11 protein-coding genes are annotated in these 12490 nt (G+C 52.5%); 10 read left to right on the top strand and 1 reads right to left on the bottom strand.

What is annotated here, in order from left to right; all coding sequences use genetic code 11:
* Positions 1–70: 70 nt before the first annotated feature.
* Complete coding sequence (locus tag ACFO3A_RS08570) at positions 71–1261, bottom strand: flagellin N-terminal helical domain-containing protein (protein WP_377725642.1); 1191 nt, start codon at positions 1259–1261, stop codon at positions 71–73.
* Between the two features lie 404 nt (positions 1262–1665).
* On the opposite strand from ACFO3A_RS08570, the gene ACFO3A_RS08565 reads away from it, so the two are divergent.
* The 10 genes from ACFO3A_RS08565 to ACFO3A_RS08520 all read left to right on the top strand — a co-directional run bounded on the left by ACFO3A_RS08565 (position 1666) and on the right by ACFO3A_RS08520 (position 12481).
* Positions 1666–2913: a flagellin gene (locus tag ACFO3A_RS08565; RefSeq protein ID WP_377725639.1), complete on the top strand. Its 1248-nt coding sequence runs from the start codon at positions 1666–1668 to the stop codon at positions 2911–2913.
* A gap of 220 nt (positions 2914–3133) precedes the next feature.
* Complete coding sequence (locus ACFO3A_RS08560) at positions 3134–3361, top strand: acyl carrier protein (protein WP_377725638.1); 228 nt, start codon at positions 3134–3136, stop codon at positions 3359–3361.
* 19 nt (positions 3362–3380) lie between these two features.
* Entirely contained in the window at positions 3381–4424 is a 1044-nt protein-coding gene (locus ACFO3A_RS08555; RefSeq protein ID WP_377725636.1) for a ketoacyl-ACP synthase III, read from the top strand.
* A complete protein-coding gene (locus tag ACFO3A_RS08550) occupies positions 4424–5161 on the top strand; it encodes an SDR family NAD(P)-dependent oxidoreductase (RefSeq protein WP_377725634.1) in 738 nt (245 codons plus the stop codon). The genes ACFO3A_RS08555 and ACFO3A_RS08550 overlap by 1 nt, the downstream gene beginning before the upstream one ends.
* An 8-nt stretch (positions 5162–5169) precedes the next feature.
* Positions 5170–5811: an acetyltransferase gene (locus ACFO3A_RS08545; protein WP_377725633.1), complete on the top strand. Its 642-nt coding sequence runs from the start codon at positions 5170–5172 to the stop codon at positions 5809–5811.
* Positions 5812–5945: 134 nt separating this feature from the next.
* A complete protein-coding gene (locus ACFO3A_RS08540) occupies positions 5946–8177 on the top strand; it encodes a radical SAM/SPASM domain-containing protein (protein WP_377725632.1) in 2232 nt (743 codons plus the stop codon).
* On the top strand, positions 8174–10138 hold the full coding sequence (locus ACFO3A_RS08535) for a hypothetical protein (protein WP_377725630.1): 1965 nt from the start codon (positions 8174–8176) through the stop codon (positions 10136–10138). The genes ACFO3A_RS08540 and ACFO3A_RS08535 overlap by 4 nt, the downstream gene beginning before the upstream one ends.
* Positions 10135–11079: a polysaccharide pyruvyl transferase family protein gene (locus ACFO3A_RS08530; protein ID WP_377725627.1), complete on the top strand. Its 945-nt coding sequence runs from the start codon at positions 10135–10137 to the stop codon at positions 11077–11079. Before ACFO3A_RS08535 ends, ACFO3A_RS08530 begins: the two co-directional genes overlap by 4 nt.
* Complete coding sequence (locus ACFO3A_RS08525; RefSeq protein ID WP_377725624.1) at positions 11076–11888, top strand: CheR family methyltransferase; 813 nt, start codon at positions 11076–11078, stop codon at positions 11886–11888. Before ACFO3A_RS08530 ends, ACFO3A_RS08525 begins: the two co-directional genes overlap by 4 nt.
* 17 nt (positions 11889–11905) lie before the next feature.
* The gene (locus ACFO3A_RS08520; RefSeq protein ID WP_377725622.1) at positions 11906–12481 is read left to right on the top strand and encodes a class I SAM-dependent methyltransferase; all 576 of its coding nucleotides are present in this window, start codon (positions 11906–11908) and stop codon (positions 12479–12481) included.
* The last annotated feature ends 9 nt before the right edge of the window (positions 12482–12490 follow it).

Here is a 12490-nt window from a genome sequence, read left to right as displayed (position 1 = left end):
TTGCGCACCGCCGGGCTGCGGGTTGAAGAGGCTGGCAGCCCGATGGCGCATAACGTTTACGCCCTCCCGCTTACTGCAACAGTTGCAGCACTTGCTGCGGCAATTGGTTGGCCTGGGCCACCATCGCGGTGCCTGCCTGTTGCAGGATCTGCGTGCGGCTCAGGTTCGCGGTTTCCTTGGCAAAGTCGGCATCGGTGATACGGCCACGGGCGGCAGAGATGTTCTCGCCCATGATGTCGATGTTCTCGATCGACTTCTCGAAACGGGTCTGAATGGCGCCCAGCTCGGCACGGGCAGAGCTGACACGGTCAAGTGCGCTGTCGATGCGTTGCAAGGCTTCCCAAGCATCCTTTTGCGTGGAGATTGTGATCTTGTCAAAACCCCGGCCATCGGTGCCAGTCACTTCCGTCGCGCCACTCACAGCACCAATCGAAGCAGAGGAGCCGCCACTCATCGTCACAGCCATAGCGGCGTAGGTATCACCGCTCTCAATGGTGCCGCGCAGCTCAATGCCCGTTTTCGCTTCATTCAGGAAGGCCGTCACGCCGGTATCTGCCGTCTTGGAGTTGATGGCTTCGATCACCTTGCCCAGTGCTTCCTCGTCAGAGGGAGCCTGCTCCGACTTGGCGATCGTTGTAGTTATTGCCGAGCCGTTCGCACCCGTGATACTGACCGTCACATCAGCACCGGTCATCATGGCGCCAGTGACAGCCGGAGCCGTAATCTCGCCCGTGGCATAGCGCGAGTTGCCCAGTTGATCCACCTTGGTATTGGCCAAGGCGCCCACGGTGATGTTGTCGCCCGAGTTCGCTCCCACCTGGAACACTGCGCCGGTGAAGCTGCCGTCCAATACCTTCTGGCCGTTGAAGCTGGTGGTCTTGGCCACGCGATCCACTTCATCACGCAGTTGGGACAGTTCGGCCTGCAGGGCTTCACGGTCGGACTTGCTGTTGGTGGCATTGCCGGCTTGCACGGCCAGCTCACGCATGCGTTGCAGCATGTCGCCGACCTTGCCCAGGGCGCCTTCAGCGGTTTGCGCCAGCGAGATACCGTCGTTCGCATTGCGCGAGGCCACCGCCAGGCCCTTGACCTGCGTGCTCATGCGCTCGGCGATGGCCAGACCGGCAGCATCGTCCTTGGCGCTGTTCACACGCAGGCCAGAAGACAGGCGCTGCATCGAAGTAGCCAGCGAACCGCCCGACAGGCTCAGATTGCGCTGGGCGTTGATGGAGACTACGTTGGTATTGATGGACATGGCCATGATGCGATTCCTTTAAACGGACGGTGTTTGAACAATGCTTTGCTTGTCGCAGCCGGTCTGCCTGGCCTCTGTGGGCCGTTGTGGCGTGTGGTGCCTGCTGCGTACAGATGAGTTATCGGGGCGTGCCGAGGAATCTTTAGAACTTTTTATGAAACTGTCGGAAACCCCTTATCCAACAAACATGAAAAGCTCTGATTTCAGAAGCAAAACACGCTCGAAAAAAGCCACAAACCGGGAAGAAGGGCCGCAAACCCCACGCTTATCGCTGCAATAACCGCAGGGCAAGAAGGGAAGAATCCACTCCATCGCTCCTGTTGCCTGCCCGCTTACCGGTGCCCATGGTTTCTAGGCGACGCGAAGCAACTCGCATCCTCCTTTCTTGCCTAACTGAAGGAATCACAGCAATGGCCGCAACTATCAATACGAACATCGCCTCGATCAACGCACAACGCAACCTGACGCTGTCCGGGGCATCGCTGAACACCACCATGCAGCGCCTGTCCTCCGGTCTGCGCGTGAACAGCGCCAAGGACGACGCGGCAGGCTTGGCCATTGCCGAACGCATGAACACCCAGGTCAAAGGCCTGACCGTGGCCTCGCGCAATGCGAACGACGGCATTTCGCTGGCACAAACCACCGAAGGCGCCCTGGGCAAAATCGGCGACATGCTGCAACGCATGCGTGAACTGGCCGTGCAGGCCGGCAACGCCACCAACAGCAAAAGCGACCGCGAAGCGCTGCAACTGGAAGTCAAACAGATGGCCGATGAGGTCGATCGCGTCGCCAAGCAAACCAACTTCAACGGCCAGAAGGTGCTGGACGGCAGCTTTGCCGGTGCCGTCTTCCAGGTAGGCGCCAACTCCGGCGACAACATCACCCTGGGGGCACTGGTGGATACACGTGCCTCGCAGATTTCTTCGGTGTCGTACGCCGAATCCGGCGTTGCCTCCATCGACACCGCAGAAGCAACCACACCGATCACGAGTTTCAGCGCCCCGGCAACCGGCCTGACGATCACCGTCACCAGCCCGGGCGGAAGCACCAACGTCGTAAAACTCCCCGACCCCATCCCTGCTGCCGACAGTCCGCAAGAACGCCTGGGCCAGATCGTGGAGGCCATCAACAACAAAAGTTCAGACACCGGGGTGACGGCCTACCTCACCAAAATCGACGGTACCGAGCAATACAAGATAGAAATCCTGTCCAGCAAGCTGGACGGCAATGGCGAGCCTGTCCAGGTTTCCTTTGACAACTTCTCCGTGGCAGCCACGGGCATGGACGCAACCAGCATTGATATTGCTGGCGGGGCCGGCGCGGGTTCGGTTCTGAAAGCCCGGGGCATTGAAGACATCGACGTCTCCACCCAGGCCGGTGCCTGGGTCGCCCTGCAAAAGATCGACAGCGCCATCGACCAAGTGAACGCTGCCCGCGCTACCCTGGGCGCCGTCCAGACACGCTTTGAAACTGCCGTGAACAACATCGACATTCAGGTCGAGAACCTCGCCTCTGCCCGTGGCCGGATTGTGGATGCCGACTTTGCCAAGGAAACCGCCAACCTGAGCCGCACCCAGATCCTGCAACAGGCAGGCACCGCGATGGTGGCCCAGGCCAACCAGATTCCGCAAAGCGTGCTGCAACTACTTCAAGGGTAAACCCGAAATCAAGGCCCATAGTGGGCCTTTGCTCTTAAAAAATTAGCTGCTAGCGCTTGTTATTTCTAGACTTCAGATAGATTACTATCTGTAAATTAGAAAATACATGCGATAGCAGCTATTTTTCCTGTATTTACAGGGTCTCTCCCTAAAATCGTCACGTTCTCAACCACGACCTGCAGCAGCCAGACAATGCCCAGGCCACTTTTACAGTACCGTTATGACCATCGCCCTCGACCAATTCATTGAAAGCTTCTTGACTGCTGTTGATTTTCAAGAGCCCGTAGAAGTCACCCCGGACACCGTACTGAAAGACCTGCCCGAGTGGGACTCTCTGGCCGCTCTGGGGGTCATCGTCATGTTTGACGTGGAGTTTGGCAAAACCATTACCGGTGACGACATTAAAAACTGCACCACCGTGGTCGACCTGCACAAACTGCTGGGCTAACGTAACAAAGGACTACACCATGGCGCTGTCCACCCTGCACAACGTCCGCTTTGCGGGCATGACAAGCTGCGTGCCGCGACGAGTACTTGACAACTTGCTCGATTGCCCACCACAACTGAAGTCAGATCGTGAACGGCTCGTTCGCAATATCGGTATTCAACACCGCCGCATTTGCCATGAGTGGCAGTGCTTTTCCGATTTGGCTTTTGAGGCTGCACAAAAGCTACTGGACACTTTGCAATGGCAACGAGAAGAAGTCGGCGCCTTAATCGTCATTTCCCAGTCACCAGACTATTTAATGCCTTCTACCGCCATCATCTTGCAAAATCGGCTGGGTCTGCCCCAGACAACCATTGCATTTGATGTCAATCTGGGGTGTTCCGGCTATCCCTTTGGCCTGCACTTACTGGGCAGCATGATTGCAGCAAGTGGCATCAAGAAGGGATTGATCCTTGTCGGAGATAAGTGTGCATCTGTGCAAGACCCCCTTTTCTCCGATGCGGGTACCGCCACAGCGCTGGAATTTGATGCCAACGCCGCCCCTATGCACTTTGATCTGAACAGTGACGGCAGTGGCTACCAAGCCATCATGCTGCCAGCCGGCGGACATCGCGAACCGTTCAGCGCCGAGCATCTGATACCCACACACGACGAAAACGGCCTCAAAAAATGGCCGGGTGCATTGCATTTAGATGGCCCTGCGGTACTCAGCTTTTCTACGCAGCGCGTTCCTCCAGCGGTCAATCGGCTACTCGAATACGCCAACATGCCCAAGGATGAGGTGGATTATTTCGTCTTTCACCAAGCCAATCGCATGATTAACGAAACCATTCGCAAAAAGCTAGGTCTGCCTGTGGACAAAGTACCATCCACTTTGCACGACTTCGGCAATACAAGCGGTGCCTCCTTACCTATTACCATGACGGCGCGGTTGCGCGAGGCACTTACCAGCCACCAACCAAAACGCCTGCTGCTCAGTGGCTTTGGCATCGGCCTCTCGTGGGGAACATGCCTTGTGAATATTGATGGGCAAGCCCAATTTCCTGAATTAATGGTGTCATGATGTCCGCATTCAGCCTGCACGGCAAAACCATCCTGGTCACTGGCGCCAGCTCCGGAATTGGCCGACAAATTGCACTGAGCTGCGCCCAGGCAGGCGCCCAGGTTATTGCCTCGGGACGCGATGCCCAAAGACTGGATGCCACGCTCGAAGCCATGCCAAACACAGGGCACCGAACCCTGCCCCTTGATCTATGCGACGATGCAGCGGTCAAATCCACCGTAGCGGTCTTGGGCAAAGTTGATGGCGTGGTGCATGGCGCTGGTATTTCCTTGCTGGCCCCGCTACGGCTTGCCACTCGCCTGCACATCGAAAGCCAGCTCGCAGCCAACTTGGTTGGCCCCATGCTGCTCACACAACAACTGCTGCTCAGAAACTCCGTACAGCCGGGCGGTGCCATCGTCTTCATTTCGTCTATTTCGGCCCACATCGGGGTGCATGGCGTATCGTCGTACTCTGCCAGCAAAGGGGCGATCGAGGCTATGGCACGCAGCCTGTCTATGGAAATTGCAAAGAAAGGCATCCGTGTCAATTGCTTGGCGCCCGGCCTAGTGCAAACGCCCATGTTTGAGGCAGCTCTCAGCACCACAGGCGGCTTGGACGAAACCATCAAAAACTACCCTCTGGGGCTGGGCCTGCCTGAAGATGTGGCCAACGCAGCCATCTTCTTTCTCTCACCAGCCAGCCGCTGGATCACCGGTGCAACCCTGGTACTCGACGGCGGCCACACAGTCGGTTGAAGCTTCGCATGGGACTACGCAAAAAACTCATCATCGTCGGCGCAGGCGGGCTTGGCCGCATCGTCCATGACGTACTAAGCCAGGACGAAGAAGTCACCCACAAATACACGCTTGCCGGCTTTCTCGACACCCGTGCCGACCCGGAGCTGCCCGCTGAATTGCAAGGCAACGTACTTGGCTCTCCTCTGACCTACCGGCCACAGGCCGACGAAGTCTTCATCCCTGCGGTAGGAGACCCAAAGTGGCGCAAGAACCTGTTGGAGCCATTGATCCAGCAAGGCGCTAGCTTTTATAGCTATACACACCAAGCCTCCATCGCGGCCCGGGCACGCATAGGCCAAGGCGTTTTCCTAACACCCGGTGCGGTCATCTCCACCGATTGCGAAATTGGCGACTACAGCTATATCGATACCTACGTCATCCTCGGTCATGACGTAAAAATCGGCCCCCACTGCATGATTGGAGCCATGAGCTTTCTTGCGGGCGGCGTACGAGTGGAAGATGGCGTAGCCCTGCATCCTCGTACCACGGTTGCCAAGGGAGTGACATTGGGACAAGGCTGCACGGTCGGTATTGGCTCCGTGGTTGTCAAAAACGTACCGTCTCAGGCCACGGTATTTGGCAATCCAGCCAGAGTCATATCCACTTAACCCTAGCGGCGTGCAACGCACAGCTATCCAGCGGTCCTTACGCACTTCATCGACCATTGACCATGCACACCCCCACACGTCTGAGTGGTACACAGTACCCGGAATATTTTCCCTAGCCATTGCCGAGAACAAAGATGTCAGAGATCGACGGTATTGTTTGCATACCCGACCTTCTGCGCGGCACGCGCAACTTCCCCGAAGCTTTTTTTGATTTAGTGCGCGAGCCGATTCGGCAGGGCGCAGGCATCGCTATTGGCTATCCGCCTGGTGGCAGGAAGCCTCACGGGCTAGCACCAGGATTCGATCTTGCTGAATTCCGCACCCGCGCCGGTATGACCGCAGACACTTTTAGCGATAGCGCTGCACGCCAGCGCCAGTGGACGGCGTTCTACCATGAGATAGCTGATAGCGCTATCGAATACCTGTTTCAGCACCTGCCTGCACGCCACCTTCTCCTTACATTCGAGATTCCCCCTTGGCTTGCACGCGCTTGCGTACAGCGCGAAGTCGAGTTCCTTAATCTAGGGGTCTCGCCCTTGCGCTTTGGTCGAGATCTGTATGTGGCCTTGCATTGCTCCAGCAAAGTACTCTGGTCACGCATTGCATCTCATCGCGTATCTGATGAGGAACTGCGTCTAGAGGCCTCGCTTCTCGGAGCCAATGTGCGCATGCACCGGCTTCGGATGGAAACTGAGCGCAACTACCCCATTGAGCATCTGGACGGTGCCCTGCTTTTTGTCGGTCAAGCACCCTACGACGCTTCACTGCTGGCATCAAACGGGCGCTCACTCCGATGTGCAGACTATGCCGACACACTGCGCACATTGAGCCTGAACAAGCGCGTGGTATATAAGCCGCACCCGTTCGGTCTGGATTTTGCTCGGGAGGAATGCCAAGCACTTCAGCGCATCACTGGACAAAAGCCTCAACACTGCCATCAGAACGCTTACCAGATCCTTAGTAGCGAAGATGAAGTGGAGCTCGTCGGGATTTCTTCAGGTCTATTGCAAGAAGCTGAATGGTTCGACAAAAAAGCGCACACCCTGTTTCGGCCTTTTATTCCACTAGCAAAAAAAGGAAGAGGGGGGGGCAATGTCTATCAGCAAGTACATTTCAAAACTATTCTTTCACCCAGTTTCTGGCACCAGGTTTTAGCACCCCAGCGCCAAGCCCCGCAATTAATCGCTTTACCCGACATGGCTCACAACCATGCGCGAGAGACACTTGATCACTGGTGGGACTATTCGAAGGTAATGACCTGGGAGCGCAGCCTCCCTGTCGAGTCCTTCGAGCGCTCCGGGGGCGGTCTGCTGCGCCAGCACATTGAGTCACTGGAACGCTCATTGGCACAGCTATCCGCAGCACAAGTCGAAAGCAACGCAGAGTCGCAAAAAACTACAAGCATTACTCCCGATACACAGCGTTGGCAAAACCTGGATGCACGACACCTGAAGGAATTGACTGATCCCCAGGAAGCCGCTGCACTGTTCAAACACAGCGTACGCATGGTGGAAATTGAAGTGTCCTCATACTGCAACCGCAAGTGCTGGTTCTGCCCCAACTCCACCTATGACCGCATGTCCAACAATAAGTTGATGCCGGCGGGAATGTATTCGTCCATCCTGCGGCAGTTGGCGTCGATTAGTTACGACGGTGCCATCACCTATAGCCGCTACAACGAGCCGTTGGCGGACAAGATGATTCTGGAACGCATCGCCGAGGCCCGGCGCATGCTGCCCAATGCACAGTTGCATACCAATACCAATGGCGATTACCTGAATCTTGAATATATCGAGCAACTCTACGCCGTAGGCCTGCGCAGCCTCAACATCCAAATTTATCTAGCCAACAAAGAGCGCTACGATCACGAAAAAATCAAGATTGCCGGCGATAAAACTCTGAAACGGGTGCAATTGCCCCATACCCTAATAAGGGACACCCCGGGCGAGTGGTATGAGCAACGACTGCATTACCGGAATATGTCCATCCGTCTGTATGGCCGCAATTTCGAAACAGGCGGTACCAGTCGGGGCAGTGAAGTGCCCATTCACATGGACTATCAACGCACCTCTCCTTGCCTGATTCCTTTCTGGGCGGTCTATATCGACCATGATGGCTCCACCATGCCATGCTGCAATCTCCGCTCCGACATTCCGGCCCATACCGACTATGTGATTGGCAAGCTGACACAGCAACCAGATCTGTTCTTGCAATATGCCAGCCGCTTCGCGGCAAACTTTCGTGCCAGTCTCATCAAGAATGGAGTGAAAGAAGGCTTGTGCCGCAACTGCCATTACGCTGAGGAACGGCCTAGCCAAGAACAAACCATACAACTGGCGAATTTGCTAGCAGCAAGGGGGACGTGATGGATATAACCCAGCTTGTTTGCCTGTCCAATTTTTTTTCCAGCTACCGAGCTGCTCCGGAAAGTTTTTTCGCTTTCGTCCAAGAACCGATACGCCAAGGCTGCGGCATTGATCCCGGCTGGCTACCAACGGCAAAAAAGCCATCCGCCTTGTTGCCAGGGTTCAATTTGCAAAAGTTTCGCACGCTTGCAGGTTGGAGCACGATGCATGCCACCCATTTTTGGATGCAGACTTGGCATACTGCGCCAGCATCGGCAGTGGATTATTTATTTGCATACGTGCCGCAAGGAACCTTGATCCTGTCGTACGACATGCCACCCTGGCTGGCTCAAGCATGTGAACAACGCGGCTTTGACTGGCTCGACATGCGCCCTTCGCCCTTGGCTTTCGGGCGTGACTTATATGTGGCGCTACATGCCTCAAATGCCGTTTTGCAACAGCATCTCGTCCGCTGGAGCGTGTCAGATGAAGAACTACGATTGGAAGCTGCGCTACTAGCAGCCAACTTGCACGCACATCGGTTGGACATCGAAGAAGGGTTTCATTACAAGTTCAATTTAGATGGGTGTTTGGTGTTCGTGGGACAGCACCCAGAAGACGCCGCACTCCTTTCACCAGATGGGCACTCCTTGCGCTGTACTGATTTTTCGGAACAACTGCGTGAACTAGCCAAGGGGAAAACCATGCTTCACCTGCTGGACAGGCGCAATCTTGGACGTGCAGCCCTGGCACCGCATATTTCAGATCTGTGGACCCATGTCAAGCGAGAGTGCGAGACTCTGAAAAAAATCGTGAATGCTCCCGTACAAATATGTCAGCAAAATATTTATCAGATTCTCAGTTCAGATGACGATGTACAGCTAGTCGGCATCTCTGCACCCGCTTTGCAAGAAGCCGCATGGTTTGACAAACCAGCCCATGAGTTGTTTCGCCCGCGCACCCCTTTAGCCACTATGCATGCATCGCCGGATGCTGGTGAGAGGAAATACGTGCAAGTGCATTTCACTGATGTGCTGAAGCCCGCTTTCTGGCATGCGGTACTGACTCCCGACGCCCCATACCCAAAACTACCGGCTTTACCCGAACTGGAGCGCAATCAGGCGCGTACGGGACTCAACAACTGGGGGGATTACGAAAAAGTGATGACTTGGGAGCGTCCCTTGCACACTGCAAGTTTCGAGCGATCTGGCGGTGGCCTGCTGCGCAAACGTATTGAAAAACTGGAGCAGTCTCAAAACTCAGTGGCCACCGCCAGCAGCATGGACGATGCGGCTATGCAAGCTAAGATTCGCACCTTAAAAGACACAAAAAAAGGCTTGACGGCTTATGTGCTCGGCAATGGTCCTTCCCTGAACGAACTCAATGCTGTGGCTTTGTTGAAGGAGGAGTCATTCTGGTGCAACCAAGCGTACGAGCTAGAGCGGCAGAACATTTCTTTCACACCCAAATACTATTTCGTAGGCTCTCCTACTGGTTTCCAGGAGTTTGGCCACCAAATGATGGCCGTGAAAGCAGAAAAGAAATTCTTTCGAGATGAAGTGTATCGATTGGCTCAGGCTCGTTTTCCACAATCCTTCCCAGATCAGAACGTAATCAAGTATGGAGGCCCCCCTCGTCCCTTAATGTTTGAAGAGGGAGAGCACTTCTCGGCAGACCCATCTTTATTCGTAAATGCCGGAGCAACGATTCTGGTTGAAGCAATTCAGTTTGCTTTTTACATGGGATACGAACGAGTTTATGTTGGTGGTGTGGATTTAGACTACTCCAGCACTCCCTATTTTTTCGGCGGCCAATCACTGGACTATGTACCTCGTGATGCATGGTCAGAAAATATGCGTCAATCTTTTATTGTCGCCAAGCATTATTTCGAGAAGCATGGCCGTATACTGGCAAAAATCACAAAATCGCCTAATCTCCCTCTGAATTATGTAAAAATACAGGAAATGTGGGCCAAACCATGAATAAAATCAAAGCCCTGATCTTTAATGACACACGCCCGGCAATTCATTTCGGATGCGAGCGTGTTATGGACAACTTATTACTACTACTGAAGCAGTGTAATATCGAGCCGATACATTTACACTCTACATTTGACTTTTGGGAAAATAAAGAGAGCTTCGTTCGAAGCAAAATCAAGGAATGCGACCTTGTGATTGTAAATGGGGAAGGCTCGATTCACCATTCAAATGCAAAAGCTGCATCGCTGGCCGCCATTGGTCCTTTAGCAAGGTCCCTGGGTAAGCCTGCCATTCTTTTGAATACCACATTTTATAAAAATAATTCAGCTATCTACTCCAACATCGCGAAATATAGCTCCATCTATGTCAGAGACGCTTATAGCGCATCTGAATTTATAAAACATGGTGGAACAGCCTTTTATGCTCCAGACCTTACATTCTTTACCGACATCCCTCTCTTACGATGCTCTTCCGATATCACACGCTCTGACAACAGTAGATTACGAATATTAATCGGCGAAAGCGTACTCAAGGACACCAGTACACAGCTTTCACAGTTGGCTGAAAGAAAAGGCTGGGAGCGACTCTACATTCATCATACAGATGATCTTAACCTTTCAATCGACACACATTTCAAAGAGATGCAGCGCACTGATCTCATTATCACTGGACGGTTTCACACAGTCTGCTTTTGTATTAATATGGGCATTCCTTTTATTGCACTGGAATCCAATACAAACAAAATCTCAAATTTACTCAATGATTGCTTCCAATCAACTAGCAGGTTATTAACACATGACTTGCTAAACTGTCCTGATTTGAATACTTTTTCAACATGGACTGCACTTGAAAAAAGATCTATCTTTGAATTTAAAGAACGAGGAAAAAGTAGATTCAATACACTAACAGATGATTTAAAGATGCTAGCATCAACAACTGCATGAATAATTCGCAATATTTATTTGTACGTCCTGACCTCAATAATTCATCTGCGGAGAACCCTATCATTCTTCGTGCTTATGATTCAGGGTTTACAGGCACAACAGCTTTTTTCAGAAACCGGATATTTATCGAGACTTTCTCGGAAATACTAGGAAACTTGAAAAAGGATGTCCGTATTATGATCCATGCCTGCTCAATTGGAGCAGAAGCGTACTCTCTGGCCGCATGGTGGCAACATGAAATTACGCCTCGATTCGGATTTGGCTTGCAAATTTTCGCAAGCGACATGAATAGTCATTTTCTGGCCTATGCACGCGAAGGCCGCTATCCGCGAGAAATTCTGCAAGGAATGACACCAAAGGAACGAGCTTGGTTTCATACCGAAGGTGATCTAGTTGTTATTCCAGCCTCGCTCAAAGCAATGGTGAAATTTTGTGAACCATCGAATTTCATCACTGCCTCCCCTCCCCTGGGAGGAAAGCACTTCGATGCAACACTTCTGATGAACGCACTGACCTACGTTACACCAGCAGAGCAGTCCACTGCAATTATGAATATCGCTTCCTGCACCAGATACATCATGTGTCTAACAGCGTTCCACCCAGATCAGATTAAATCTGATATTTCTCACTCCGGATTCCATCCCTTAAAATTAAATCATCGTGAGATTCACAATGGATGGAGTGAGCGGCTTTCAAGTATTCCATTAAAAGCAGGTGCGCCAGATTACTCATGGAAACTACCCCCATATGAAATTCAATCAAAAGATTATGAATGGCGATACGCTTCTATTTTTATAAAAGACAAATAAATTGATAGATTTTTACTATGAATAAAGCAGCAGAACCTGCCTACTCACTTAAAGATATCCAAGGATTTCGGCAACGATCTGATATTGTCAAGTTGTTAAAGCCGGGTGCTATCGGCGTTGAACTCGGTGTGGCGGAAGGCAAATTCTCCGAGACCCTCCTTAAAACTGGATATTTTACCCACCTCTACAGTATCGACATGTGGGCTGGTGACCGTAATCATGATACGAAAGAATACAAAATCGCATTAAGCCGTTTATTATCTTTCCGTGAAATAAACACCACGCTACGCATGAAATTTGATGAAGCACTGGAATTATTCCCGGATGCATTCTTCGATTTTATTTATGTCGATGGCTACGCGCACACCGGTGAAGAAGGTGGAGCTACATTCGAAAACTGGTGGCCCAAACTCAAGCCAGGCGGCATAATGGCCGGAGACGATTACTCTCCCAAATGGCCACTAGTCATTAAAGCAGTTGATACCTTTATTGCCAATTACCATTTAGAAATGGCAGTATTAGATTTTCAGAAATCGGATGATCGATGGTCACAGTATCCCTCATGGGTAACGGTTAAACCCTTGGAGAATTAACCTCTGCGC

The organism is Comamonas nitrativorans, from assembly GCF_042654765.1.
GTDB lineage: Bacteria > Pseudomonadota > Gammaproteobacteria > Burkholderiales > Burkholderiaceae_C > Comamonas > Comamonas nitrativorans.
Note: the sequence above shows the minus strand (reverse complement) of the source record. Positions and strands in the feature narration are given on the sequence as shown.